This is a genomic window from Streptomyces parvulus, from assembly GCF_014648855.1.
GTDB lineage: Bacteria > Actinomycetota > Actinomycetes > Streptomycetales > Streptomycetaceae > Streptomyces > Streptomyces parvulus.
Window position 1 is genome coordinate 96,421 of sequence record NZ_BMRX01000020.1, and the last position, 25,931, is coordinate 122,351.

The 25,931-nt window shown below is 72.6% G+C and carries 27 protein-coding genes; 13 read left to right on the forward strand and 14 right to left on the reverse strand.

The window, feature by feature from the left end:
• Positions 1–19: 19 nt before the first annotated feature.
• Positions 20–1,090: a right-handed parallel beta-helix repeat-containing protein gene (locus IE108_RS31590; protein ID WP_064726149.1), complete on the reverse strand. Its 1,071-nt coding sequence runs from the start codon at positions 1,088–1,090 to the stop codon at positions 20–22.
• 153 nt (positions 1,091–1,243) lie between these two features.
• On the opposite strand from IE108_RS31590, the gene IE108_RS31595 reads away from it, so the two are divergent.
• The gene (locus IE108_RS31595; protein ID WP_064726148.1) at positions 1,244–1,780 is read left to right on the forward strand and encodes a cysteine hydrolase family protein; all 537 of its coding nucleotides are present in this window, start codon (positions 1,244–1,246) and stop codon (positions 1,778–1,780) included.
• Between the two features lie 40 nt (positions 1,781–1,820).
• On the opposite strand, the gene IE108_RS31600 is transcribed toward IE108_RS31595, so the two are convergent.
• Together IE108_RS31600 and IE108_RS31605 are read right to left on the reverse strand one after the other, a co-directional pair.
• Positions 1,821–2,309, reverse strand: a complete 489-nt coding sequence (locus tag IE108_RS31600) for a DUF5949 family protein (RefSeq protein WP_064726147.1) — start codon at positions 2,307–2,309, stop codon at positions 1,821–1,823.
• Positions 2,310–2,404: 95 nt separating this feature from the next.
• Positions 2,405–3,121: a FadR/GntR family transcriptional regulator gene (locus IE108_RS31605; protein WP_079163798.1), complete on the reverse strand. Its 717-nt coding sequence runs from the start codon at positions 3,119–3,121 to the stop codon at positions 2,405–2,407.
• Positions 3,122–3,250: 129 nt separating this feature from the next.
• Between IE108_RS31605 and IE108_RS31610 the strand changes: the two genes are divergently transcribed.
• From IE108_RS31610 to IE108_RS31625, 4 genes are all read left to right on the forward strand, one after another.
• Entirely contained in the window at positions 3,251–4,180 is a 930-nt protein-coding gene (locus tag IE108_RS31610; RefSeq protein WP_064726145.1) for a dihydrodipicolinate synthase family protein, read from the forward strand.
• A gap of 87 nt (positions 4,181–4,267) precedes the next feature.
• The gene (locus tag IE108_RS31615; RefSeq protein WP_064726144.1) at positions 4,268–5,737 is read left to right on the forward strand and encodes an MFS transporter; all 1,470 of its coding nucleotides are present in this window, start codon (positions 4,268–4,270) and stop codon (positions 5,735–5,737) included.
• Between the two features lie 99 nt (positions 5,738–5,836).
• Positions 5,837–6,202, forward strand: coding sequence for a transglycosylase family protein (locus IE108_RS31620; protein WP_064726143.1), 366 nt, complete (start codon positions 5,837–5,839; stop codon positions 6,200–6,202).
• 71 nt (positions 6,203–6,273) lie between these two features.
• Complete coding sequence (locus tag IE108_RS31625; protein WP_064726142.1) at positions 6,274–7,179, forward strand: oxygenase MpaB family protein; 906 nt, start codon at positions 6,274–6,276, stop codon at positions 7,177–7,179.
• Here IE108_RS31625 and IE108_RS31630 read toward each other — a convergent pair.
• The 8 genes from IE108_RS31630 to IE108_RS31665 form a co-directional block, all read right to left on the reverse strand.
• Positions 7,137–8,462, reverse strand: coding sequence for an LLM class flavin-dependent oxidoreductase (locus IE108_RS31630; RefSeq protein ID WP_064726141.1), 1,326 nt, complete (start codon positions 8,460–8,462; stop codon positions 7,137–7,139). The two genes, IE108_RS31625 and IE108_RS31630, sit on opposite strands and share 43 nt — an antisense overlap.
• Positions 8,459–9,226 (reverse strand): ABC transporter ATP-binding protein, encoded by a 768-nt coding sequence (locus IE108_RS31635; protein WP_064726140.1) that lies wholly within the window; start codon positions 9,224–9,226, stop codon positions 8,459–8,461. Before IE108_RS31635 ends, IE108_RS31630 begins: the two co-directional genes overlap by 4 nt.
• The gene (locus tag IE108_RS31640) at positions 9,202–10,062 is read right to left on the reverse strand and encodes an ABC transporter permease (protein WP_064726139.1); all 861 of its coding nucleotides are present in this window, start codon (positions 10,060–10,062) and stop codon (positions 9,202–9,204) included. The genes IE108_RS31635 and IE108_RS31640 overlap by 25 nt, the downstream gene beginning before the upstream one ends.
• Positions 10,059–11,132 (reverse strand): ABC transporter substrate-binding protein, encoded by a 1,074-nt coding sequence (locus IE108_RS31645; RefSeq protein WP_064731607.1) that lies wholly within the window; start codon positions 11,130–11,132, stop codon positions 10,059–10,061. The genes IE108_RS31640 and IE108_RS31645 overlap by 4 nt, the downstream gene beginning before the upstream one ends.
• 208 nt (positions 11,133–11,340) lie before the next feature.
• Positions 11,341–12,180, reverse strand: coding sequence for an ABC transporter ATP-binding protein (locus IE108_RS31650; protein ID WP_064726138.1), 840 nt, complete (start codon positions 12,178–12,180; stop codon positions 11,341–11,343).
• Positions 12,181–12,441: 261 nt separating this feature from the next.
• Positions 12,442–13,170, reverse strand: coding sequence for a S1 family peptidase (locus tag IE108_RS31655; protein WP_064726137.1), 729 nt, complete (start codon positions 13,168–13,170; stop codon positions 12,442–12,444).
• A gap of 158 nt (positions 13,171–13,328) precedes the next feature.
• On the reverse strand, positions 13,329–14,726 hold the full coding sequence (locus IE108_RS31660; RefSeq protein ID WP_202544486.1) for a cytochrome P450: 1,398 nt from the start codon (positions 14,724–14,726) through the stop codon (positions 13,329–13,331).
• A 143-nt stretch (positions 14,727–14,869) separates the two neighbouring features.
• Complete coding sequence (locus IE108_RS31665) at positions 14,870–15,622, reverse strand: sulfite exporter TauE/SafE family protein (RefSeq protein ID WP_189397810.1); 753 nt, start codon at positions 15,620–15,622, stop codon at positions 14,870–14,872.
• Between the two features lie 330 nt (positions 15,623–15,952).
• Between IE108_RS31665 and IE108_RS31670 the strand changes: the two genes are divergently transcribed.
• The 6 genes from IE108_RS31670 to IE108_RS31695 all read left to right on the forward strand — a co-directional run bounded on the left by IE108_RS31670 (position 15,953) and on the right by IE108_RS31695 (position 21,162).
• Complete coding sequence (locus IE108_RS31670; RefSeq protein WP_064726135.1) at positions 15,953–17,125, forward strand: ATP-binding protein; 1,173 nt, start codon at positions 15,953–15,955, stop codon at positions 17,123–17,125.
• Positions 17,122–17,523, forward strand: coding sequence for a roadblock/LC7 domain-containing protein (locus IE108_RS31675; RefSeq protein WP_064726134.1), 402 nt, complete (start codon positions 17,122–17,124; stop codon positions 17,521–17,523). The genes IE108_RS31670 and IE108_RS31675 overlap by 4 nt, the downstream gene beginning before the upstream one ends.
• A complete protein-coding gene (locus IE108_RS31680; protein ID WP_064726133.1) occupies positions 17,520–17,897 on the forward strand; it encodes a DUF742 domain-containing protein in 378 nt (125 codons plus the stop codon). The genes IE108_RS31675 and IE108_RS31680 overlap by 4 nt, the downstream gene beginning before the upstream one ends.
• A complete protein-coding gene (locus IE108_RS31685) occupies positions 17,872–18,465 on the forward strand; it encodes a GTP-binding protein (protein WP_064726132.1) in 594 nt (197 codons plus the stop codon). Before IE108_RS31680 ends, IE108_RS31685 begins: the two co-directional genes overlap by 26 nt.
• A 15-nt stretch (positions 18,466–18,480) precedes the next feature.
• Positions 18,481–19,827, forward strand: coding sequence for a cytochrome P450 (locus IE108_RS31690; RefSeq protein ID WP_064726131.1), 1,347 nt, complete (start codon positions 18,481–18,483; stop codon positions 19,825–19,827).
• 207 nt (positions 19,828–20,034) lie between these two features.
• Entirely contained in the window at positions 20,035–21,162 is a 1,128-nt protein-coding gene (locus IE108_RS31695; RefSeq protein ID WP_064726130.1) for a tryptophan dimethylallyltransferase family protein, read from the forward strand.
• An 84-nt stretch (positions 21,163–21,246) separates the two neighbouring features.
• Here IE108_RS31695 and IE108_RS31700 read toward each other — a convergent pair whose 3' ends face one another.
• The 3 genes from IE108_RS31700 to paaI all read right to left on the reverse strand — a co-directional run bounded on the left by IE108_RS31700 (position 21,247) and on the right by paaI (position 24,479).
• Complete coding sequence (locus IE108_RS31700) at positions 21,247–22,557, reverse strand: flavin-containing monooxygenase (RefSeq protein WP_064726129.1); 1,311 nt, start codon at positions 22,555–22,557, stop codon at positions 21,247–21,249.
• 111 nt (positions 22,558–22,668) lie between these two features.
• Positions 22,669–24,015, reverse strand: a complete 1,347-nt coding sequence (gene paaK, locus IE108_RS31705) for a phenylacetate--CoA ligase PaaK (protein WP_064726128.1) — start codon at positions 24,013–24,015, stop codon at positions 22,669–22,671.
• On the reverse strand, positions 24,012–24,479 hold the full coding sequence (gene paaI / locus IE108_RS31710) for a hydroxyphenylacetyl-CoA thioesterase PaaI (protein WP_064726126.1): 468 nt from the start codon (positions 24,477–24,479) through the stop codon (positions 24,012–24,014). The genes paaK and paaI overlap by 4 nt, the downstream gene beginning before the upstream one ends.
• Before the next feature lie 178 nt (positions 24,480–24,657).
• On the opposite strand from paaI, the gene paaA reads away from it, so the two are divergent.
• Entirely contained in the window at positions 24,658–25,635 is a 978-nt protein-coding gene (gene paaA, locus IE108_RS31715; RefSeq protein WP_064726124.1) for a 1,2-phenylacetyl-CoA epoxidase subunit PaaA, read from the forward strand.
• The gene (paaB, locus tag IE108_RS31720; protein WP_064726122.1) at positions 25,632–25,925 is read left to right on the forward strand and encodes a 1,2-phenylacetyl-CoA epoxidase subunit PaaB; all 294 of its coding nucleotides are present in this window, start codon (positions 25,632–25,634) and stop codon (positions 25,923–25,925) included. Before paaA ends, paaB begins: the two co-directional genes overlap by 4 nt.
• The last annotated feature ends 6 nt before the right edge of the window (positions 25,926–25,931 follow it).

Genomic DNA, 25,931 nt, shown 5'->3' on the forward strand with positions numbered 1-25,931 from the left:
TGTGGTCGCGGCCGGCCGGTCAGCACAGGCCCGCGGGCTTGGAGGCGCCGCAGGTGTTGCTCTCGAAGGTGTTGTTCTTCCCGGTCGCCGCGGTCTCGGTGTTCACCAGGTCGGCGGGGGAGTTGTCGCTCAGCGCGTTGCCCTTGACCTCGTTGCGCTCGCTGGTGACGCCCACGAAGCTCTTGAACAGGACGATGCCGCCCGACAGCGGGGACTTGCCCGCGTTCTCCCGGACGGTGTTGTCGGCGACCAGGACCTTCTCGGTGCCGGTCAGGACGATGCCCGAGCCCTGGAGGGCGTCGAGCCGCTCGGTCTTCGGGCACGACTTGTTGTTGCGCACGACGTGGTTGTCGCGCACGACCAGGTCGCCGGCCTTGGGCTTGTTCTCGTCGCCGACGACGAACACGCCCGCGCAGTTGCCGGTGATGTGGTTGTCGGCGACGGCGAGGTTGCGCAGCCGCCGCACGGTGACGCCGATGCGGTTGCCCTCGACGCGGTTGTGCGCGACGACGGTGCCCTCGGTGTCGGCGGCGCCCTCCTCGGACTCGACGGTGTTGGCGAGGAAGATGCCCGCGTCGCCGTTGTCGAGGGCGGTGTTGCCGCGGATGACGCCGTGCACCGACCGCTCCTGGGCGATGCCCCAGACGCCGTTCTTCACGGCCGTCACGTTCCGTACCGTCAGGTCGTCGGTGGACACGGCGAACAGGCCGGTGCGGGTGAAGCCGGTGACCGTCAGGTCGGCGATGGTGACGCCCTTGACGTTCTTGTCCTTCGTGCCCGTCACGCAGATGCCGTTGCCGCCCTCGGCGCAGGTGTTGGCGGCGGCCTTCTCCGCGGCGGGCCTGACGACCGTCTCGCGGCCCATGCCGCGCAGGGTGAGCCCGGGTGTGCTCACCTTGACGCTCTCGCGGTAGGTGCCGGGGGTGACGAGGACCGTGTCGCCCGACTCGGCGGCGTCCACCGCCTTCTGGATCGACTCGCCGGGGTGGACCACGTGGGTCATGGGAACGGAGGACGCGGGGGCCGCTCCGAGCCCCGTACCGATCATCGCTGCGGTGCACACCAGGTACACGACATGGCATTTCTTCATATTCGGAAAGATATGCCTGGAATATTCCCCCATGGTCGGGATGAGCCATCCGACGGCGTGTCATGAACGGGCGCCGCAGGGGTGGCTCTTGGGGCGCACGGGACGCGCCGGGGGAGAGGGGTTCGAGGGACGCGGGATGGCAACCTGGGCGGCATGGGCAAGACCGCGCTGATCGTCATCGACATGATCAACACCTACGACCACCAGGACGCCGAGCGGCTGATCCCGGCCGCGGAGTCCGTACTGCCGAAGCTCACCGGGCTGCTGGAACGGGCGCGGCGGCACGGCGTCCCCGTGATCTACGTCAACGACAACTTCGGGGAGTGGCGCTCGCACCACGGCGAGATCCTGGACAAGGCACTGTCGGGGCCGCACGCCGGACTCGTCGAGCCGCTGCGGCCCGACGAGTCCTCCCTCTTCGTGGTCAAGGCGCGGCACTCGATCTTCTACGAGACGCCGCTGACCTATCTGCTCCACCAGCAGGGCATCGACCGGCTCGTGCTGTGCGGGCAGGTGACCGAGCAGTGCGTGCTGTACTCGGCGCTCGACGCCCACATCCGCCATCTCCAGGTCATCGTCCCGAGGGACGCGGTCGCGCACATCCACGCCGATCTCGCGGACGCCGCCCTCGTCATGATGGAGCGGAACATGGGCGCCCGGGTCTGCGACAGCGGCGAGTTGTGGACCTGAGCCGCCCGGCGCCGGGCCGGGTTCCGGGCGGCGGCCCGCGTCAGGTGCGCAGGCTGCGCACGGGCAGGACGAGCTGCGCCGAGGTCCGCAGCGTGTCCTCGTGGTTCGCGAAGGCGGCGACCGCCTCGGCCTCGCCGGGCTCGCCGCCGGGCCACGGGCGGGTGGCGAAGATGAGGCAGGCGTACCCGCGCTCGTCCACCGCCTCGCGCCACTGCGCGGTCGGCACGAACTGGGCGTTGACGCCCGGCATGGTGAGGGCCGCCGCCCCCGGCACCACCAGCAGGTTGACCGGCAGGTCGGGCAGGCCGGTGGCGTCGAGGACGCCGTCGCCCACGGCGATCCCGGAACGGCTCAGCAGCCCCTCCACGGCGGCCGGGGTCGCCTCCGGGCCGCCCTCGCCGTCGCCCAGGGAGCAGGCGAGGAGGAAGGGGACGTCGCCTTCGGGGGTCTCACGGCTCCAGCACATGATGACGAGCGTGCCGAGGTCGGCGGTGCGCAGCGGGCGGGGGTCGGTAGAGATCGAGGTCATCGCGAAACCGTAAGCGCGCGCCGGGACGCTCCCGGCCGGCCGTCACCCGACCGGGCGACGTCCGCGCCCTTCTTCACACGAACGAGGGGCCCCGGTCACTCGCGGGACAGACGGCTGCGGATGTCGTCGAAGTGCCGGTGCACGGCGCGCTCCGCGGCCAGCGCGTCACCCGCGCGCACCGCGTCGACGATCCTCGCGTGCATCCGGGCCAGCTCCTCGCCGTCGGCCGCCGCGCCGAGGCCCCGCGCCTGGGTGCGCACCCGGTGGAAGGCGTTCCAGAAGGCGTCCAGCAGCTCGCTGAGCAGCTCGTTGTCCAGGGAACGGTGCAGAACGCGGTGGAAGGCCCGGTCGGTGCGGGCCGCGATCTCGCCCCCCTCGCGCACCTCGGTGTGCATCGTCGCCACCAGCGCGTCCAGCTCCGCCAGATCGGCCTCGGGCAGCCGGCCCGCGAGGCGGTGCATGAGCCCGGCCTCCAGCGCCTCGCGCAGTTGCAGCAGTTCGAGCAGGCTGCCCTGGCCGCGGCGGTGCCCGACCACGGTGCGGAACGCCATGGCCTCGGTCATCGGCTCCAGGGACATGGTGCCGACGTAGGTGCCGAAGCCGCGCCGGATCTCGACGATGTGCATGGCCTGGAGGGACTTGAGCGCCTCGCGCAACGAGTTGCGGCTGACGCCGAAGCGCTCCATCAGCTCCGTCTCGGTGGGCAGCGGGTCACCGGGGCCGAGGCCCTCCTCGACGATCAGCCCCTTGATCCGCTCCTCGGCGTCGGCGGCGACCGAGCCCATGTGGCGTCCCCTCTCGACCCTTGACATCTCCTGCTCCGTCATGTGTCACTCTAACAGGACGTAGGACGTCCTACGTCCTCGGAATACGGGATTCCGGGTGCGCTGCCGCCGCCTGCCCTCCCGCCCCTGAACCACCGCACGACCAGGAGTCACCGCATGCCCATCCCCACGCCGCTGCACGGCGTCATCCCCCCGGTCATCACCCCGCTCACCCCCGCGGGCGACGTGGACACCGGGTCGGTGCACCGGCTCGCCGAGCACCTGATCGGCGCCGGGGTGCACGGTCTGTTCCTGCTGGGCTCCAGCGGCGAGACCGCCTACCTCACCGACGCCCAGCGGCTGACCGCGCTCGAGGCCGCCGTGGACGCCGCGGCCGGCCGCGTCCCCGTACTGGCCGGGGTCATCGACACCACCACGGCCCGGGTCCTCGACCGGGCGGCCGACGCGGTCCGGGCCGGCGCCGACGCGCTGGTGGCCACCGCGCCCTTCTACACCCGCACCCATCCGGTGGAGATCGCCGGACACTTCCGGCGGATCCGCGAGGCCGCCGGCCTGCCGCTGTTCGCCTACGACATCCCGGTCGCCGTGCACACCAAGCTGCCCCGCGACCTCGTCCTGGAGCTGGCCGGCGACGGCACCCTGGCCGGCCTGAAGGACTCCAGCGGAGACGACGGCTCCCTGCGCCGCCTCCTGGTGGAACTGCGTCCGCTCGCCCCGGACTTCTCGGTGCTCACCGGCTCCGAACTCACCGTGGACGGCGCGCTCCTCGCCGGCGCCGACGGCGTCGTGCCGGGGCTCGGCAACGTCGACGCGCACGGCTACGTACGCCTCTACGAGGCCGCCCGGGCCGGGGACTGGGCCACCGCGCGGGCGGAGCAGGACCGGCTCGCGGCGCTGTTCGCCCTCACCGACGCGGGCGACCCCGGCCTGATGGGCGCCAGCTCCAGCGCGCTCGGGGCGTTCAAGGCGGCCGCCCGGCTGCTCGGTCTCATCGACTGCGCGGCCACCGCCGCACCGCAGGTCCCGCTCGACGAGGCGGCCGTCGCCCGGGTCCGCGCCCGGCTCACCGGCGCCGGCCTCCTGTGACCCCCGGACCGGGGCCGCCGGCCGGCCCCGGTCCGAACCGTTCCCCCCTGTCCCCACGCGCGTCTTCCCACCCGCATTGGATCCGTCATGTCATCTGCGCGCACCACCCCGACCTCCCCGCCCTGGTACCGCGAGATCACCCGGGAGAAGTGGAAGTCCTTCTTCGCCGCCTGGATCGGCTACCTGCTCGACGGCTTCGACTTCGTGCTCATCACCCTCGTGCTGACCGAGATCGCCGACGACTTCGGTCTGTCCACCGTCGAGTCCGCGAGCCTGGTGTCCGGTGCCTTCATCACCCGCTGGCTCGGCGGCGCCGTGCTGGGCGCGCTGGGCGACCGCTTCGGCCGCAAGAGCGCCATGGTCGTCAGCATCCTGCTGTACTCCGTCGGCACCTTCGCCTGCGGCTTCGCCTGGGACTACACCAGCCTGTTCACCGCCCGCCTGCTGATCGGCATGGGCATGGCCGGCGAGTACAGCGCGAGCGCCACCTACGTGCTGGAGAGCTGGCCCGCCCGGCTGCGCAACCGCGCCTCCGGCTTCCTGATCTCCGGGTTCTCCCTGGGTGGCGTCCTGGCGGCCGAGGTCTACGAGCACGTGGTGCCGGGGCACGGCTGGCGCTGGCTGTTCTACATCGGCCTGTTCCCCGTGGTCGTCGCGCTCTGGGTGCGCCGCGCGCTGCCCGAGGCCGACGACTGGGAGGCACGCGTCGGTGCCGCCGGCGAGCGGCCGAACCCCTTCCGGCCGCTGTTCGCCGGCCGGCGCCGGGCGACCGTCAACACGGTGCTGGTGGTCGTCGCCACCGGAGCGCTGTTCGCGGTGTTCACCCCGCTCGGCGCGGGAGCCGTACCCGTCCTCTCCGTGGTGGCCGCGGCCTGTCTCATCGCCTTCGCCGTGCAACTGGGCGGACGCCGGCGCTGGCTGCTGTTCGTCGCGCTCTGCGTCACCGTGTTCTGCGCCTTCCTCTACAGCTGGCCGGTCCAGGCGCTGCTGCCGACCTACCTCAAGACCGAACTCGGCTTCACCCCCGCGCAGGTCAGCGACGCGCTCTACTACGCCGGGTTCGGCACGATGGCCGGCTGCATCGTCACGGGCTTCGTCGGGGACCGCTTCGGCACCCGCAGGGCGTACGCCTGCACGCTCGCGGTCGGCATCGCCTTCGTGTTCCCCGTCTTCGCCATCCGCGACAGCCAGTTCGGCCTGGGCGTCCTGCTCTTCCTCATGCTCGCCTGCATGCAGGGCATCTCCGGGCTGCTGCCCAAGTACATCGCCGGGCACTTCCCGACCGAGACCCGGGCCGCGTCGCTGGGCTTCACCTACAACGTCGGCGCGCTGGGCGGCGCCGTCGCACCGGTGCTCGGGGCGCGGCTGGCGTCGAGCATGTCGCTCGGCCAGTCGCTGGCGGTGCTCACCTTCTCGCTGACCCTCGTGGTCATCGTGCTGATCGGCTTCGACGTCCCCAGCCGGCTCAACCGGCTCGTCGACCCCGAGGCCGTGCCGGACTACCTGGCCACGGAGGCGGCGGTGGACGGCCCCGCCCGCGTGACGACGGCCAAGTGAGGCGGACGCCGGACGGAGGGTGGTTCGCCTGCTCCGTCCGGCGCAATCCGGCGGCGGACGGAGCGTCGCCGGGCCGTCACGTGAGGTAACAGTCCCTGTATGATCTGTAGACGAGATGCTCATCGGAATGACGCGCGCGGCACGCACCGCCGCGGGGTGCGGACCGCGGTCGCGGCCCTGCTCGCCGCGACCGCCCTGGGCGCGGCCACCGAAGCCGCCGCCTCTCCGTCGGGGTCGCTGCGCACTGACTGGGACGCCATCGCCGCCTGCGAGTCGGGCGGCAACTGGAAGGCGAACACCGGCAACGGCTACTACGGCGGTCTCCAGTTCAAGCCGTCCAGCTGGGTCGCGGCCGGCGGACTCAAGTACGCCCCGCGCGCCGACCTCGCCTCCCGCGCCGAGCAGATCGCGGTGGCCAAGCGCCTGGCCCGGATCCAGGGGATGGGTGCCTGGGGCTGCGCCTGATGTTCCGGCCGGGCGGTCCCGGGCAGACGTAGGGGTGTGGGCCGCACCGGCCGCAGAAGGGCTCGGCAGACATGGCACGTCTCCCAGGTGACCGCCGCCCCGACCCGCGCGCCCGGCTGGGGGAGATGATCTTCTCCCGGGTGGCGGGCCCGGAGGGACCCGGCAACCGTGCCCGCATCCACGGCACACCGGGCCCGCGCTGGTTCGGTCCCGAGCGGCCCGTCCGGCGGGTGCACGGGGACGCCTCCATGTTCATCGGCGGCCTGTCCGCCCTGCTGCTCCAGTCCCTGCACCCGCTGGCGATGGCCGCGGTGGCCGCGCACTCCGGGTTCCGCGGCGACCCCTGGGGCAGGCTCCAGCGGACCAGCACCTTCCTCGCCGTCACCACCTACGGCACCGCGGACAGCGCGCGGGAGGCCTGCGAGCGGGTGCGGGCCGTGCACGAGAGGGTGCGCGGCGTCACGGCCGAGGGCCGGGAGTACGCCGCCGCCGACCCCCACCTGCTGTGCTGGGTGCACGTGGCGGAGACCGACAGCTTCCTCCGCGCCCACCAGCGGTACGGCTCCCACCCCCTGGACGACGAGGGATGCGACGGCTATGTGGCCGACATGGCGCGCATCGCCACCGCGCTCGGCGTGCCCGACCCGCCCGTCGACCGTGCCGGACTCGCCGAGCGGCTGGCCGCCTACCGCGGCGAACTGCGCGCGACCGAGGAGGCGCGCGACACCGCCCGCTTCCTGCTGCTCAGGCCGCCCGTCCCGCTGCTCGCCCGGCTGCCCTACGGTGTGGTCGCCGCCAACGCGGTGTCCCTGCTGCCGCTCTGGGCCTCCCGCGCGCTCGGGCTGCCCCGCCTGCCCCGCGCCGAGGGCGTGTGCGTGCGGCCGCTCGGCTCGGCCGTGACCGCGGGGATCCGCTGGGCGATGACCCCGCCCCCTCAGCGGAGGGCCGGTGACGCCGCCGGGCGCGGCAGTCCGTAGTGACCGCGCAGGGTCGTCGCGTCGTACGCGGTGCGGAAGAGTCCGCGCGCCCGCAGGATCGGCACCACCTGGTCGGCGAAGAGGTCGAAGCCGCCGGGCAGCCACGGCGGCATGACGTTGAACCCGTCGGCGGCTCCGTGCTCGAACCACTCCTGGATCTGGTCGGCGACCTGCTTTGGTGTCCCGGCCACCACCCGGTGCCCGCGGGCCCCCGCGAGGCGGTGCATGAGGCCGCGCACCGTGGGCTGTTCGCGGTCGATGATGTCCAGCACGAGCCGGAAGCGGCTGCCGTTGCCGCGTTCTCCCTCGGTCTCGATGAGCCGGCGGGGGACCGGGCCGTCCAGCTGGTCGGCGGTGAGGTCGAGTCCCAGCAGGCGCCGGAGCAGCTGGAGCGAGTACTCGGGCTGGGTGAGTTCGTCGAACTCCGCGTGCAGCGCCCGTGCCTCCGCCTCGGTCGAGCCGATGAAGGGGCTGATGCCCGGCAGCACGAGGAGCCGGCCGGGGTCGCGGCCGAGGGCCGCGGCCCGCGCCTTGAGGTCGGCGTAGAAGTCCTGTCCGCCGCGCAGCGTCTGGTGGGCGGTGAACACCGCCTCGGCGTGCGCGGCAGCGAAGGAGCGCCCGTCCTCGGACGACCCGGCCTGGACGTACACCGGGCGTCCCTGCGGGGAGCGGGGCAGGTTCAGCGGACCGCGCACCCTGAGGTGGCGGCCCGAGTGGCCGATCTCGTGGATGCGGTCGGTGTCGGCGAAGACCCCGCTCTTCTGGTCGGCGACCAGGGCCTCGTCCTCCCAGCTGTCCCAGAGCCGTGTCACCACCTCGACGAACTCCCGCGCCCGGTCGTACCGTTCGGCGTGCACCGGATGCTCGTCCAGGCCGAAGTTCCCGGCGGCCTGCGGGGCGCCGGTGGTGACGATGTTCCAGCCGGCCCGGCCGCGGCTGAGGTGGTCGAGCGAGGCGAACAGTCGGGCCAGGTTGTACGGCTCGGTGTACGTGGTCGAGGCGGTCGCGATCAGGCCGATGCGCTCGGTGGCGACGGCGACGGCCGACAGCCAGGTGAACGGTTCGAGTCTGAAGCGGCTGGCGTAGCGCACGTTGTCGGCCAGCGACGGTCCGTCGGCGAAGAAGACGGCGTCGAAGGCGGCCGCCTCGGCCCGCCGGGCGAGGTCCTGGTAGAAGCCGATGTCGAGCAGGCGGTCCGGGTCGGTGCCGTGGTACCGCCAGGCGGCCTCGTGGTGACCGCCCGGGTAGACGAACAGGTTCAGGTGCAGTGTGCGGGCGCTCATGCCGCCTCCTCCTCGGGTCCGGTGCTCGGGGTGCCGCGCACGCCCAGCCGGTCCAGCAGGCGGGCGCGCAGGGCCGTGTACTCGGCGCCCGCGTGGTCGCGCGGGGCGGGCAGCCGTACGGGCAGGTCCGCCGCGATCCGCCCCCGGTCCAGCACCAGCACCCGGTCCGCCAGGGCGATGGCCTCGTCGACGTCGTGCGTGACGAGCAGTACGGCGGGCCGGTGCCGCTCGCACAGCCGCCGCAGCAGGGCGTGCATCCGGATCCGGGTCAGCGCGTCCAGGGCGCCGAACGGCTCGTCCGCCAGCAGCAGCCGGGGCTCGCGCACGAGTGACCGCGCGAGCGAGACGCGCTGCTGCTCGCCGCCGGACAGCTCCACGGGCCAGGCGCGTTCGCGGCCGGCCAGGCCCACTTCGGCGAGCGCGGCCCGGCCCCGCTCCTCGGCGAGGGGGCCGGTGAGGCCCAGGACGACATTGCCGAGCAGCCGCTTCCAGGGCAGCAGCCGCGCGTCCTGGAAGACGACGGACACGTCGTCGGGGGCCGCCAGGCCGCCGCCGCCCGCCACCTCGTGGTCCAGCCCCGCAAGCGCCCGCAGCAGGGTGCTCTTGCCGGAGCCGCTGCGCCCGAGCAGCGCCACGAACTCGCCGGGCGCGATGGACAGGTCGAGTCCGTCCAGCACCCTGCGGTCGCCGAAGGAACGGACCAGGTTCTCGATGCGGACCGTAGCGCGGTCCTCCTCCGTCAGCCCGCGAGCGTCCGCCGCCACGACAGGGCCCTCCTCTCCACCAGGCGTACCAGGGCGTCGGAGGCCAGTCCGAGCAGTCCGTAGACGACGAGACCGACGATGATGACGTCGGTCTGCCCGTACGTGCGGGCCAGTTCCATCATGTAGCCGATGCCGCTGGTGGCGTTGACCTGCTCCACCACGACGAGTGCCAGCCAGGCCCCGGTCACCGCGAAGCGCATCCCGAGCAGGAAGCCCGGCAGGGCGCCCGGCAGGACGACGTGCCGGACGAAGCCGAGCCGGCCGAGGCGCACCGTCTCGGCGAGTTCGGCGTAGCGGCTGTCGATGGCGCGCAGTCCGTTGTGCGTGTGGATGTAGACCGGTACGAAGACACCGAGCGCGATCGTGATCACCTTCATCGTCTCGCCGATGCCGAACCAGAGGATCAGCAGCGGGATCAGCGCCAGCGAGGGGATCGACCGCTTGATCTGCACGGGCCCGTCGATCACGGCCTCGCCGAGCCGGCTGAGACCGGAGACGAGGGCGAGCAGCAGGCCGGCCGCCACACCGAACAGCAGGCCTAGAAGGGCGCGTTGGGCGGAGGTGGCCAGATGCGACGGGAGCTTGCCGTTGTCGACGAGGTCGCGCGCGGTGCTCGCGATGGTCCAGGGCGCGGGCAGGCTGCGCACGTCGAAGACGCCCAGCCCCGAGCCCGCCGCCCAGAGCGCGAGCAGCAGCACCGGCCCGATCGCCCAGCCGTACCGCACGGGTTTGCCGGGGCCGAGGCGCCGGCGGCGCGGGGCGCGCAGGGGCGCGGGGCCCGGCGGTGGTGCCTGCGCGGCCGGGAGAGCCCGCCCGTCGAAGGTCGTGGTGCTCATGACGACGTCCCTTCACCGGCGACGGCCTCGGCGGCCACCGGCTCGTAGCGGCGGTCGAAGAGGATGTCCGCGTCGAAGCGTTCGCGGTCCTGCTCCTTCGCCAGCAGGTCGATGGTCTGCTGCTGCCGGTGGATGGCGTCCGTCCAGTCGGCCGGGAGGTCGGGGTGGCCGGCGCGCCGGACCAGGTACTCGCCGTCCTCGCGGCTGAGCCCCTGGTCCTTCATGTAGTAGCCCGCGACCCATTCCTCGGGATGCCCGTCGATCCAGAGCTGCGCGCGGGCCCAGAACTTCACGAGTTCCCGCAGGGCCGCCGACTTGTGCGCGTCGGCGACGGACTCGGTCAGCGCCCACAGGTGCGTCGGGTCGTCCCGTAGCCCGTGCCGGATCGTCGAGCCGCCCTCCTTGCCGTAGTTGGCCAGGTAGCGCTTGACGTTGACGTCCGCGATCGGGGCCGCGTCGACCTGGCGGTTGCCGAGGGCTGTGGGGTAGACGTCGCCGGTGCTGGCGAGTTCCACGAGTTCGACGTCGTCCCGGGTGAGACCGGCCTTGTGCAGGATGCGCAGCACCAGCGCGCCCTGGGCCTGCCCCGGGCTGTAGGCGATCCGCTTGCCCCGCAGGTCGGCCAGGGTCTTGATGCCGGACCCCGGCGCCGTGCCCAGCTCGTAGATCGGGTTCTCGTAGGGATCCGCGCGGAACTCGACGGCCACGAGCTTCGTGTCGAGACCCGTCCAGTGGGCGTTGATCGACGGGATCTCGGCGGCCGAGCAGACGTCGAGGGCGTCGGCCCGGAACGCCTCCGAGCACTGCGGGCCGCCGCTGATGTTGGCCCACTTCACCTTGAACGGCAGCTCGTCGATCCGTCCGGACAGCTCCAGGGCGACCTTGAGGTCGGGCGCGCCGACGGTGAGCGTGGTGTCGCGGTCGACCGACGCCGGGATCCTCTCGTCCGAGACGTCCCGGCCGTCGGCGGACTGCGCCGGTGCCACACAGCCGGCGAGGGTCAGGGAGAGGGCCAGGGCGGCCAGGGCGGGGGCGTGCCGGAATCCGGGCAGGGGTGTGCGAGAGGTCATCACGGCCTTCACGGGGAGCGGGAAAAGAGGGGCAGCGGGCGGTGGGGTCAGCTACACACCGCGGTGGCGACGCGCATCAGATCGATGGCGCGCCGCTTCTTGAACTGCCGGGATTTCCGCATGCCGTGGACGCTAGCCAGGGGCCGAAACGCCGGTCAAGGCCGCTGTCGGGCTCCGCCCGGACTGCAACGACGCCTTCGCGGGCGTGTCATGTTCCGGAAACGCGGCGCCCCGAGTAGGCGGTCCAGCGGCCCTCGCGCCTCGCCACCGTGATGTCGCGGCCGAAGCAGGCGGTCAGGTGCGCGCCGGTCAGCACCTCCTCGACCGGGCCCGCGGCCAGGGTCCTGCCCTCGCGCAGCAGCAGGGCGTGCCCGACGGCCGGGGACAGCTCCTCCAGATGGTGGGTGACCGTCACGGTGGCCAGCCGCGGGCGCCCCTCGGCGAGGTGGTGCATGGCCTCGACCAGGTCCTCGCGGGAGGGCAGGTCGAGCGCGTTGAACGGCTCGTCGAGGAGGAGCAGCGCCGGATCCGCCATCAGTGCCCGGGCGATGAGGACGCGGGCCCGCTGCCCTCCGGAGCACACGCCGTACGGCCGGTCCGCCAGCTCCTTGACGCCCAGCTCGGTCAGGAGGCCGCGGGCACGCTCCCGCACCTCGTCGTCGTACGTCCGCCACAGGGGCTGCACGGTGCCGCTGTGGCCGGTGAGCACGACCGCGTGGGCGGAGAGGTCCTGCGGGACCCGCTGGGCGGCGTTGACATGGCCGATGCGGGCCCGCAGCTCGCGCACGTCCACCCGGCCGAGCCGGCTGCCGAGGACCTCGACGGTGCCGGAGGTGGGGTGCATGAGCGCGCCGAGCAGCCGCAGCAGGGTGGTCTTGCCGGCGCCGTTGGCCCCGAGCAGGGCCCAGTGCTCGCCCGGCCGGACGGTCCAGTCGATCCCGTCGAGGATCAGCTGGTCGGTGGTGAGGCGCCGCACGTGCACGTCCCGCAGGCGGAGCACGGCCGCCTCCCGCCCGTCCACCTGGGATTCCGTCGTCCGCCCGGTCATGCCGTGCCTCCTTCGCGCGGGGCGTGTGCCGTACCGGACGACAGTAGATGTACGCGCCACGCGCCTGCCGGGGCGTCCGGTTCCTGGACGTCGGGCAGTGGCAGGGGGGACCCGCGTCCGTGGCCGCCGCGGGTTCCGGAAGCCCGGGGAGCCGCGCTCGTCGCGGGCGCACCGAAGGCGCGACGAGCGCGGCGGCCGGCGCCCGCCCCGCCGTGGCGGGGCAGGCGGGTCCGGGCGGTTCCCGGGGCAGGAGGGGAAGGGTCAGACGCCTGCCACCGACTGGATCCACGACCGGTAGGCGGTCACGTTCGTGTAGGCCGTGGTGGACTGCCGGTCACTGGTCGAGGCGACGCCGACCTGGACGCCGCCGGCCATCATCGGTCCGCCGGAGTCGCCGCCCGCCGTGATGCCGTCGCCGGGACGGGCGCATATCGCCTGGCCGTAGTAGGCGTCGTAACACCCGTTGGTGACGGTCAGGTTGGCGACCTTGAGGTACTGGGACTGGCAGTTGATCTCCGAGCCGCAGCGTGAGGTGGCGCCCCAGCCGTAGACCTGCACGGTCTGGCCCACCCGTACGGTGCCCGGCTGGCCGAGCCGCGCGTAGGACCCGGGGACGGAGCGGTCGAGCCGGACCAGCGCGAGGTCCGCGGAGGGGTGGGTGACGGTCTGCGCGCCGTTCGCCACGGTGCCGCCCGATCCCTGGTCGAGGCTGCCGATGCGGAAGGACAGCGCGCCGCCGCCGACGCAGTGCTTGGCCGTGAGGATCCAGGTGGCGGAGACGATGGTCGAGCTGCACGTCTGGGTGCCGCCGGAGAACAGCCGGGCCGCCCAGGGTGCGTTCTGCGCGTAGCCGCCGCCGATGATCGGCCGGGGGCCGCCGTCGCCGGGCCGGGGCTCGGCCGCCGAGGCGTGCGGAGCGAGCGCCAGGACGGACAGCAGGACGGCCGTAAGGGCGGCGATCAGGGTGGGGACGGGTCTGGAGGTTCGCAAGGCTCCTCGATTCCAAGGGCACGCGCCGCGGGGCGTGTGGACGTGTGGGGGCGCCCAGCATCCCGGGCCTGGCCGGGGAGGTGGCACTCCCGTCTTTCCATAGCGCGGCGTTATGCCTGGCGCGGCCCGGCCGGTGCGGCGCCGGCCGGGCCGGTGACTCAGGCGCCCCGGCGGGGCGGTGCGCCCGTCCTGGGACGGACGGTCATCAGCAGGGTCCGCGGCCGGACCGTCGCGGCGGCCACCGGGCGCACCGTCCGCCCGGCGGGAAGCTCCAGACGCACCCGCCGGACGATGGTGGCGACGGCGGTGAGGAGTTCGGTGAGCGCGAAACGGTCGCCGATGCACTTGTGCTTGCCTGCGCCGAAGGGCAGGAAGGCCCCGCTGGGCCGCGGGCGGGAGTCGTCCAGCCACCGGTCGGGGTCGAAGGCCAGCGGATCGGGGAAGAGCAGGGGGTCCCGGTGCAGGGCGTGCTGGCAGTAGGCCAGCTCGGTCCCGGCGGGCAGGGTCCAGGGGCCCAGGCGGGTCTCGGTGACGGTACGACGGGTCACCAGCCAGCCGGTGTGGTGCAGGCGCAGGGTTTCGTCGAGGACCCGTCCCAGGTAGGGCAGCCGGCCCAGGTCGCCGAAGGTCACGGGCCGGTCGCCGAGGACGTCGCCGAGTTCCGCCAGCACCCGCGACTCGGCCTCCGGGTGGCGGGCGAGTTCGTAGAGCACCCAGGACAGCACCGAGGCGGTGGTCTCCGTGCCGGCCACGGCCAGGGTCAGGATCTCGGAGGAGATCTCGTGCCCGGACAGCGGCCGGCCGGTCTCCTCGTCGGTGGTGCGCAGCAGCAGCGAGAGCATGTCGCCGGTGTCGTGTCCGGACGCCTGGAGGCGGGTGACCGCCCCTTCGACGGTGGCCCGTACGGCGTCGCGGGCCGCGGTGAAGCGCCGGTTGGCGGGCAACGGCAGCCGCTCGACCCAGTCGGGCAGCATGACCCGGGCGCCCACCCCGTTCATCACGACCGACAGGTCCGCGCGCAGCCGGCGGAAGGCGGTGCCGTCGAGGCTGCCGGCGAACACGGTCTTGGCCAGCATGTCCAGACTGAGGCCGACCATCGCCTCGCGGACGTCGAGGACGGCGCCGGGCGCCCAGCCGTCGACGGCGGCCTCGGCCTCGCCGCGCATCGTGTCCACGTAGCCCGCGATCCGTTCGCGGGCGAAGGCGGGCTGGAGCTGGCGGCGCCTGCGGACGTGGGTCTGGCCGGCCGCGGTGACCACGGAGTCGCCCAGCAACTGGCCCATCTTCTCGAAGAACCGGCCCTTGTCGAGGCCGGGTCCGAGGTCGGTGAGCATGGTGCGGACGAGGCCGGGATCCTGGACGACGAGCGTGCGGGTGCCGGGCTGGAGGGTGATCTCGACGAGTGGTCCGTAGGTGGTGCGCAGGGCGGCGATGAAGCCGAGGTTGTCGCGCAGGAGCTGTACCGCGTGACCCAGGAACGGCAGCGAACCCGCTGCCCTGGGTATGGGGGGAGGCGCTACGAGCGTCACGAGGGCGTGTCCCTTCGATTCGATCATGGGCGCCTCCATGGCTTCCCAGATCGCCGCGCGGGCCAATCCGCCGTACGCCGTGGGCCATTTCACGTGGGCGGAAGGGGCCCGCTCCGTGTGCGGAGGAAAGCGGCGGGGCAGATTCCACATTTGGCCGCCGCCGAATCCCCTCAGCGCAGCAGGAGCTGGACGAGCGCGACGGTTCCGATCGTCACCACGAGCGTGCGCAGGACGACGGGCTTGAAACGGCGGCCCACCTTGGCCCCGGCGTACCCGCCGAGCGCCGACCCGGCCGCCAGCAGGCCGACGGCCGTCCAGTCGAAGTCCGCGGCGAAGAGGAAGAAGAGCGCGGCGACGGTGTTCACGACGGCGGCGAGGACGTTCTTGACGGCGTTGAGGCGTTGCAGGGGCTCGTCGAGGAGCATGCCCATCAGGGACAGGTAGATGATCCCCTGGGCGGCCGTGAAGTAGCCGCCGTAGACGCTGGCCAGGGTGAGGCCGGTGAACAGCAGCGGGCCGCCGTCGCGGCGCGGGGAGGCGCCGGTGCGTGCCCGGCGGCGCTGCACCCACTTGCCGATCTGCGGCTGCAGGGCCACCAGCACCAGGGCGAGGCCCACCAGGACCGGCACGATCGTCTCGAAGGCGTCGGCCGGCAGTGCGAGCAGCAGCGTGGCACCCGCGAGGCCGCCCGCCAGCGCGCCGGCGCTCAGCTTGAGGACCCGCCGGCGCTGGCCGCGCAGCTCCTCGCGGTAGCCGATCGCGCCGCTGATGGAGCCGGGGATGAGGCCGAGCGCGTTGGAGACGGTGGCGGTGACCGGCGACAGCCCCGTGGCCAGCAGCACCGGAAAGGTGATCAGGGTGCCGGAGCCGACCACGCTGTTGATGGCGCCCGCCCCGACACCGGCCGCGAACACCGCGGCCATGGCCTCGGGCGTCACCCCGGGCCGCCCGGTGCCGCGCCGCTGACCGGCCGGAAGGTGTGCGATGCAGCTTTCACGGGGCCGACTGTACCCACCGATCGAACCGGTACGTCCGGTGGTCCCCAACCGGTCCTGGATGGACGCTTCTTGACGTAAATTCACCTGATCATGCGGTGATACGATCACCGCGTTTGCGGAGCGGGCGGATGGGTGAAAGACGGCATCCCCGACTTCAGGGACAGCCCGGGCAGCTACCCCGTACGGGCGGTCCACCGGCCGTCCGCGTAGACGGGAATTCAGCAAGCCGGCCGTCAGTCGCCTGAAGAGAGTCTTATGACGGAATACACAGGGAACCCCTTGCTCTGGGTCGCCCTCGTCGCCCTCGTGGCCGCCGCCGTGCTCATCAGCCGCCAGCGCAGGGCGGCACGGGAGCTGCGGCGGCAGGTCCGGGGACTCAAGGACCACTACACCGAGCTGGAGAACGATTACGGAAAGTCCGTGCGCGCCGCCCAGGAGCGGGCCGAGGACGAGACCAAGACCGTCCTGAAGTCCGCCATGCGCACCCTCCAGGGCCTCGCCGCGGAACAGCAGCTGGTGCTCTCCCGGCTCCAGGCCAAGTACGGCGACTCGGCGCTCCTCCAGGACCTGCTGGAGATCGACCACACCAACTCGCAGTTCGGCCGCCGGGCGCAGTCCATCGCCGTGCTCTGCGACGGCTGGCTGGGCGGACGGCGCGACACCGCCTCGGTCTACGACGTGGTGCGCAGCGCGCAGGGACGCATCCGCCACTTCCGGCGGATCGACATCCTCTCCCAGGTCGACTTCGGCATCACCAGCCGCGCCGTGGAACCGGTCGCCCTGGCCCTCGCCGAACTGCTCGACAACGCCACCAGCTACTCCAGCCCGGACACCGTCGTCGAGATCAACCTGCGCACCGTGCCCAAGGGCATCTGCGTGGTCGTCGACGACGCCGGCGTCGGCATGAGCGACGAGGAGCGCGTCCGCGCCGACCGGCTGCTCGCCACCGAACGGGCCTCGGGTGTCGCCGGGCTGGGCAACCCCCCGCAGTTCGGCTTCGCCGTCATCGGCCTGCTGTGCGAACGATTCGGCTTCGAGGTGTCCGTGGACTCCTCCTCCCCCTACGGAGGTGTACGGGCGGTGGTCCTGCTGCCGCACGAACTGCTCACCGCCATGCCGGAGAAGAAGACTCCCGCCCCCGTCACCCACAGTGCCGCCCGGCCGGTCCGGGACGGCGGCCCCGAGGCCGCGCCCGTCTCGGCCCGCACCGACGACGGACTGCCCCGGCGGCGCCGCAAGCGGCCGATGGCCATCGTGCCCGGCAACGAGCCCACCCCCCGCCCGGCGGGCCGCTCCGACTCCGAGCAGGCACAGGTCATGGGTGCCTTCCAGCGGGGAACGCGGTCCGGCCGGGACACCGACCCCGAGGGCACCGACCGTACGCGCAGAACCCCCGGTGCCAGCAGCGAAGGACATGAGGTCTCGTGAACGACGATCTGTCATGGATGCTCGACAGCGCCCTGGAGATTCCGGGCGCCCTGCACGCCGTCCTGATATCCGCCGACGGCCTGCTGATGGCCCGGACGCAGGACTTCGACAAGGACGACGCCGACCGGGTGGCCGCCGCGATGAGCGGGGTGCAGTCGCTCAGCCGCACCCTCGCCTTCTTCTGTGAGGACCCGCACCAGGCCTGGCGCCAGACCCTGGTCGAGTTCGACGGCGGCTGGGTGTTCCTGATCTCCGCCGGCGAGGGCGCCTACCTGGGCGTCTCCGCCTCCCCGGACGTCGACATGGCCGACATCACCTTCCGGATGCAGCAGCTCGTCGCCCAGCTCGGCAAGCGGCTGACGACACCGCCGCGCGAGAACCTCGGCGCCCGCTCATGACCGGCCGCGACGGCTGGGAGGCCGAGACTCCGGAGTTAGTGCGGCCGTACGTCATCACCAAGGGCCGCGGCCTGCCCGACGAGGACCACCTGTCCCTCATCACCCTCGTCACCGCCTCCGCCGAGGACACTCGGCGGCCGCTGCGGCTCTCCCCCGAGGAGCAGAGCCTGCTGGACCTCTGCTCGGCCGGCTACCTCTCGGTCGCCGAGATCGCCGGACACACCCACTTGCCGCTCGGCGTGGTGCGGATCCTGCTGGCCTCCCTGATGGAGGGCGGCCACCTGATGACCCGCCCGCCGGTGGCCCGCGCCCGGCTCGCGGACAAGGAGATCCTGGAGGAGGTGCTCAATGGGCTCCGCGCCAAGTTTGGATGAGCGGGACTACGTGCGCGGCGGGGCGACGCAGACCGCCGTCAAGATCCTCGTCGTCGGACACTTCGCGGTGGGCAAGACCACCCTCATCGGCTCCATCTCGGAGATCGAACCGCTGTCCACCGAGGAGACCATGACGCAGGCCGCCGAGGCGGTCGACGACCTCGGCGGCGTCCAGGGCAAGACCACCACCACGGTCGCGATGGACTTCGGCCGCCTCACCATCAGCGACCGCGTCGTCCTCTACCTGTTCGGCACCCCCGGCCAGCAGCGCTTCGTCCAGATGTGGGAGGACATGGCGCGCGGCGCGCTCGGCGCCCTGGTGCTCGTCGACCCCGAGCGGCTGGCGGACTCCTTCCCGGTCATCGACCTGATCGAGCACTACGGGCTCGACTACGCCATCGCCGTCAACCACTTCGACGGCACGCCGCTGCGCGACGAACACGCGCTGCGCGAGGCGCTCGACCTGCTCGACGACACCCCCGTCGTCACCTGCGACGCCCGGGACGAGAAGTCGTCGGCCGCCGCACTGACCACCCTCGTCCGCTACTTGCTGGACCGCACCCGCTAGGAGCTGGGAGCAGACATGAACGCCCACGACACGGCCCCGGTGCCGCCGCCCGGGTGCCCGGCGCACGGCTCCGGCGCCAGAGTGCCCCTGCACGGTCCGGAATTCGCCGCCGATCCGCAGGCGTACTACGAGTACCTGCGCCACTACGGGGCCGCGGCGCCCGTCGAACTGGCCCCGGGAGTCGAGGCGACCCTCGTCACGGACTACGCCGCGGCCCTCCAGCTGCTGCAGGACTCCGGCACGTTCCGCAAGGACGCCCGGCGCTGGCGGGCCTTCAACGAGGGCAAGGTCGGCCCGGACAGCCCGGTCGCACCGCTGCTGGCCTACCGCCCCAACTGCATGTTCGCCGACGGCGCCGACCACCTCAGGCTCCGCCAGGCCGTCACCGACAGCATGGCGCGGGTGGACAGCCGGCGGCTGAGCCGGAGCACGGAGCAGATCTCCGGCTACCTCATCTCCCAGTTCGCCGGCCGCGGCTCCGCCGACCTGCTCGGGGACTACGCCAAGCAGCTGCCGCTCTTCGTGTTCAACGAACTCTTCGGCTGCCCCGCCGACATCGGCGACCGGGTGCTCTTCGGCATCTCCGGCATGTTCGACGGCGTCAACGCCGAGAAGGCCGTCGAGGTGCTGTTCCAGGCGGTGGGCGAACTCGTCGCGCTCAAGCGGGGCAAGCCCGGCGACGACGTCACCTCCTGGCTGATGCGGCACGAGGCGGGCCTCAGCGACGAGGAGATGGTCCACCAGCTCGCCCTGCTCCTCGGCGCGGGCGCCGAGCCGCTGCGCAACCTCATCGGCAACACGCTGCACCGCCTCCTCACCCACGAGCGGTACGCGCGCGAGGGCGGCCTGATCGACGAGGCCCTCGACGACACGCTGTGGGAGAACCCCCCGATGTCGAACTACGCGCCGCACTATCCGGCCGCCGACACGGAACTCGCCGGACAGCATCTCCAGGCGGGCGACCTCGTGCTGGTCAGCTTCGCCGCGGCCAACACCGGACCGGCGCTGAGGGCCTCCCGGCAGGCCGGCAGCAACCGCGCCCACCTGGCCTGGAGCGCCGGGCCGCACGCCTGCCCGTCCAAGGAGCCGGCCCGGCACATCACGGTCACCGCGATCGAACACCTCCTCAACGAGCTGCCCGACGTCGAACTCGCCGTCCCCGAGGACAGCCTGACCTGGCGTCCGGGCCCCTTCAACCGTGCCCTGGCGACGCTGCCGGCCCGCTTCACCCCGGCCCGCACCGGCCGGCGGACCGAACCCCTGCGGCCGGTCGCGGGGGAGGAGCCCGAGACCCCGGCACCGGCCCGCCCGACCGAACGCGGAGGCATGTGGAGCCAGTTCCTCAACTGGCTCACGCGGTGATCTGTACAACACCCTCCCAACCCGCCCCTTTCGCATGAAGGTTGAACGGCACGGGTAGTGAGCAACGCGGCATTCAAGTTGCTTACGAGTAAAAGGAGGTGTCGTGGACCACATATCCACGAACGCCGCTTTCCCACCGCCGAAACCCCCGATACCCGCCCCTCCCGGCGGGTATCGCTCTGTACGGCCCCGGCCGGGGACGGGCCGGTGACCGCGACGCCGACGGGCACCGGCCCGCAGGGCACCCCGACGCTCGGCGCCTTCACCGGCGCCCAGCTGCGAAGACTCGGGGCGGTCGCCGGCCTCACCGCCTCGGACACCGAGACCTACGTACGGGTCCTGACGGACTCCCTGGGCCCGGTGGCCGGGCGGCCGCTCCATCTCCCGCCGCCCTACCGCACCTTCCTGTCCGACGACCACACCCCCGTCGAGTTCTCCCTCTCCTTCCGGCCGGACGCGGCGCCCGCCCTGCGGGTGCTCCTGGAACCGGGCTGCGGCGCAGACAGCCTGGCTCTCAACGGGCGCGCGGGGCTGGAGACGGTGCGGGAGATGGCGCGCCGGTGGCGGTTCGGCACCGGCCCGCTCGACGAGGTCGCGGACCTCTTCCTGCCGTCCGCCCCGCGGGGGCCCCTGGCCCTGTGGATCGCACTGGAGCTGGCACCCGGCGGTGTGCCCAAGGTCAAGGTCTATCTGAACCCGGCCGCGGGCGGAGAGGAACGTTCCGCTGCGGCGGTGCGGGAGGCGCTGCGCCGGCTGGGACTCCGCCGGGCCCACGCCAACCTCCCCCCGGGCGGCGGGCACCCCTTCCTCGCGCTGGACCTCGGGGACTGGGCGGAACCCCGGGTGAAGGTCTACGTGCGGCACGACAACCTGACCCCAGTCCGGGCCGGGAGACTGTCCCGCATGGTGCCGGAGCCCTCCGCGGCGTCGGTCGAGGCCTTCTTCCGCACGGTCGCGGGCCCCGGGGCCGCGGTGACGGGCCTGACCGGGCGACCCGGTCTGTCCTGCCACTCCTTCACCGGCCCGGCCGATCCGCGGCCCAGCGGATTCACCCTGCACGTGCCGGTCCGGGACTACGCCGCGCACGACGGTGAGGCCCTGGCACGGGCCTCGCGGCTGCTGCGGCAGTACGGCATGGACGCCTCGGTGCTGGTCCGGGCCCTGGCGGCCCTCACCGACCGGCGGCCCGAGGACGGGGTCGGGCTCATCGCCTATCTGGCCCTGGCCCTCCAGCGGGGCAGTCGGCCCCGGGTGACGGCGTACCTCTCCTCGGAGGCGTACGCGGTCCGGCCGCCCGCCGCGGTGCCGCTGCGGCGCCCGGTCGCGGTGCACTGAGCCGCCGGAACACGGCAGGGGCTCCCGGCCGGCCGCCGGGAGCCCCTCGAAGTGTTCGGGACGCCGCCGCGGGCCTCCGCACGGTCACACGGGCTGCGTCTCGCGGAACTCCGCCAGGTACGGGCCCACGTCGACCTGGATCGAGGCACCCTGCGTCCGGCCGTAACGCCGGACCACGGAGTCGAGATAGGCGCCGATCTCCTCGCGCATCACCTCCGGCGCGGGCAGCTCGGCCTCGCCGCCGACGATCCGGGCCACCCACTCCGACTGCGCCTCCACCAGCCGCGTGATGGAGCCCACCGGGCGGACCAGGCCGACGAAGTAGAGACCCGGCCGGCCTGCCGGGACGACCCGCCGGTACAGCTCGACCGAGCCGTCCGCCGCCACCGGGCAGCCGGCCGGCAGGAAGGGGAAGGTCATGTGGAAGCCGGTGCAGTAGACCACGCTGTCCGCGACCGTCGAGGTGCCGTCGGTGAAGACGACCCGGTCGCCGTCGAAGGAGGCGATCGCGGGCTTCGGCGTCACCGCGCCGTGCCGGATCCGGCTGAGGATCTCGTCCGAGAGGGTCACGGCGGAGGAGAAGACCGGGTGGTCGGGCTCGGGCAGGCCGTAGTCCGACAGCCTGCCGCGGGCGACCAGCAGGGACCGCTCCACCCAGCTGCGCTGCTCGGCGAAGGACATCTCCGTCCACCAGGGAGCCTCGGCGATCTCGTCGACCGACATCCCGAACAGCTGCTTGGGCACGATGTGCAGGCCCCGCCGCACCGACAGCACCGTCTCCTCGGCGTGCCGGGAGAGGTCGGCCGCGATGTCCACGGCGGAGGCGCCGAGGCCGACGACGACGACCCGGCGGCCGGCGAAGTCGGCGCCGTCACGGTAGTCGAGGGAGTGCAGAATCGTTCCGCTGAACGCGTCGGCGCCGGACGGGAGGGGGTCGGGCAGGGCCGGCTCGGTGTGGTGCCCGGAAGCGACGACCACGTGGTCGAAGCGGCGGACCGACTCGGTGCCGTCCGCGGCCCGGCTGACCACCGTCCACGCGCCGTCGGCGTCCTGCCGTACGTCCTGCCGTACGGAGACCACCTCGGTGCGCAGCTCGATGTCGCCGAGCAGGTCCGCCCACTCGGCGAAGGAGCGCAGGTACGCGGCGACCTGGCTGTGCCGGGGGTAGAGCGGATACGCGGACGGCATCGGGAAACCGGCGTAACCGGTCAGCTGCTTCGCGGTGTTCAGGTGCAGCGAGAGGTAGCCCGGACCCCGCTCACCGGCCTCCGGCTGCCTCCAGATCCCGCCGACGTCGGGCGCCCTCTCCAGGCAGACGAAGCCGATCCCCCGCTCCTTGAGGGAGTGCGCCACCGCCAATCCCGACAGACCTGCACCGATCACACACACGCGCACGGGATTTCCCCCCAGGACGGACCAGACCTCCCCCGATCATGCATTGACTGCCCATCCGCATCCCGCGGCACACCGGCACGAGGGACGAACAGACGTGTTCGTCCTCACGTTTCACGCGCCGCGCAGGTCCCTGACCCGGCGGATCTTGCCGAGCGAGCGCTCCAGCGTCTCCGGCGCGACGACCTCCACCTCCACCGTGACGCCCACACCGTCCTTGACGCCCTGGACGATCGCTCGGGCGGCGGCCTCGCGCACCTCCGGCCCCGCGTCGGGGCGGGCCTCGACCCGCACCGTCATGTGGTCCATCCGGCCGCGTTCGGAGAGCTGGATCTGGAAGTGCGGGGCGACACCGGGGGTGCGCAGCACGATCTCCTCGATCTGGGTGGGGAAGACGTTCACCCCGCGCAGGATGATCATGTCGTCACAGCGGCCGGTGACCTTCCGCATCCGGCGGAAGGCGGGCCGGGCGGTGCCCGGCAGCAGCCGCGACAGGTCGCGCGTGCGGTAGCGGATCACCGGCAGCGCCTCCTTGGTGAGGGATGTGAAGACGATCTCGCCCTCCTCGCCCTCGGGCAGCACGGCGTCCGTGAGCGGGTCCACCACCTCGGGGTAGAAGTGGTCCTCCCAGACGTGCAGTCCGTCCTTGGTCTCGACGCACTCCTGGGCCACACCGGGGCCGATCACCTCGGACAGCCCGTATATGTCGACGGCGTGGATGCCGACGCGCTCCTCGATCTCGCGCCGCATCTCCTCGGTCCACGGCTCGGCCCCGAAGATGCCCACCTTCAGCGAGGTGGAGCGCGGGTCGACGCCCTGCCGCTCGAACTCGTCGAGCAGCGTGAGCATGTAGGAGGGCGTGACCATGATGATCTCGGGCCGGAAGTCCTGGATGATCTGCACCTGGCGCGCCGTCATGCCGCCGGAGGCCGGGATCACCGTGCACCCGGCGCGCTCGGCGCCGTAGTGCGCGCCGAGACCGCCGGTGAACAGCCCGTAGCCGTAGGAGATGTGCACCTTGTGGCCGGGACGGCCGCCCGCGGCCCGGATCGAGCGGGCGACGACGTCCGCCCACATGGACAGGTCGTTGTCCGTGTACCCGACGACCGTGGCGCGGCCGGTGGTGCCGCTGGAGGCGTGCACCCGCCGCACGTCCTCCATCGGGACGGCGAACATCCCGTACGGGTAGGTGTCCCGCAGGTCCGCCTTGGTGGTGAACGGGAACCGGGCCAGGTCCGCCAGGCTCCGGCAGTCGTCCGGGGTGACTTTGGCGGCGTCGAACTTCTTGCGGTACAGCTCCACGTTCTCGTACGCGTGCCGCAGGGTGGCGCGCAGCCGGTCCAGCTGGAGTTCCGCGAGCTGATCCCGGGACAGGCGCTCGGCGTCGTCGAGCAGGTCGTGGGGGAGCGGTTCCCCGCGGCGTGGGGCCGGGGCCGGCCCGGTCGTCGGCTCGCTGCTCATTGCGACTCCTTCGTCGGCTCGGTCGGCCCGGGCGGGACATGCTGCGTACCGCCCGCCGCGCTCTCCCGCACACTGCGGCTGCGTCCGCGGAACTCCGCGATCAGCTCGTCGCCGCGGCGCACGCTCACGTCGTAGACGCCGCTGCGGCCGAAACGGGCCCGCTCCTCGGCCCGAGCGACGAGGACGTCGCCCTCGCGGGCCGGGGCGACGAAGACGATGTCGGCGCCGGCCGCGACGGTCACCGGACCGTGGCTGTTGCAGGCGCAGGCGAACGCGGAGTCGGCGAGGAGGAAGACGTAGCCGCCGTGGGCGATGCGGTGGCCGTTCACCATCGCCGGGGTCACGGTCATCCGGAGCAGGGCGGTGCCCTCGCCGTGCTCGACCAGCTCGATGCCCAGCCCCCGGGAGGCCTCGTCCGCGGAGAACATCGTCTCCGTCGGTGTCGGCCCAGTGGCCTGCGACATCCTTCCCACCACCTTCCGTCCCGACCGACCATTCGGTTAGCTCGCGGCAGGGCCCAGTAATCCAGCCGCGCGGCCGCCCTGTCAAGAGTGTGGAGGGCGGTGCCGCGGGTCTTGCCCGGCGCCCCGAAACCCGTCACACTGGGTACCGAACGAATGGTCGGTTGGGAAGCTGGTGACGATGACCACGACACACGCCGCCGAGGCGCCGCCCCCGGACGCGCTCCAGGAGCACTTCGACGCGACGATCGCGCACGACCAGCGCGTCGAGCCGCGCGACTGGATGCCGGAGGGCTACCGCAAGACGCTGATCCGGCAGATCGCCCAGCACGCCCACTCGGAGATCATCGGCATGCAGCCGGAGGGCGAGTGGATCACCCGCGCGCCGTCGCTGCGCCGCAAGGCGATCCTGTTCGCCAAGGTCCAGGACGAGGCCGGTCACGGTCTGTACCTGTACTCGGCGGCCGAGACGCTCGGCGCGGACCGCGACGACCTCACGCGGCGGCTGATCGACGGCCGGCAGAAGTACTCGTCGATCTTCAACTACCCGACTCTCAGCTTCGCCGACGTCGGCGTCATCGGCTGGTTCGTGGACGGCGCCGCCATCTGCAACCAGGTGCCGCTGTGCCGCAGCTCGTACGGGCCGTACGCGCGCGCGATGGTGCGCATCTGCAAGGAGGAGTCCTTCCACCAGCGGCAGGGCTACGAGCTGCTGATGACGATGATGCGCGGCACCGCGGCCCAGCGCGACATGGTCCAGGACGCCGTCGACCGCTGGTGGTGGCCGTCCCTGATGATGTTCGGCCCGCCCGACGAGGCGTCGCCCAACTCGGAGCGGTCGATGGCCTGGAAGATCAAGCGCCACAGCAACGACGAGCTGCGCCGCCGCTTCGTCGACATGACCGTCCCGCAGGCCCAGAAGCTCGGCGTCACCCTGCCCGACCCGGAGCTGCGGTGGAACGAGGAGGCGGGGCACCACGACTTCGGCACCCCCGACTGGGACGAGCTGATGCGGGTCATCAAGGGCGACGGCCCCTGCAACGCCCAGCGCGGCGAGCGGCGTCGCACCGCCCACGAGGACGGCGCCTGGGTCCGCGAGGCGGCCACCGCCCACGCCGCCAAGCAGGCCGCCCGCGCGGAGAAGGGAGCGGTGGCATGACCGCCGAGAAGCAGGGCTGGCCTCTGTACGAGGTCTTCGTGCGCGGCAAGCGCGGCCTCAACCACGTGCACGTCGGCTCGCTCCACGCCGCCGACGACACCATGGCCCTCACCCACGCCCGCGACCTCTACACGCGGCGCAACGAGGGCGTGAGCATCTGGGTGGTCCGCTCCGAGCACGTCGCCGCCTCCACCCGCGACGAGAAGGACCCGTTCTTCGCCCCCAGCGCCGACAAGGTCTACCGCCACCCGACCTTCTACGACATCCCCGACGACGTCCCCCACATCTAGGAGCAG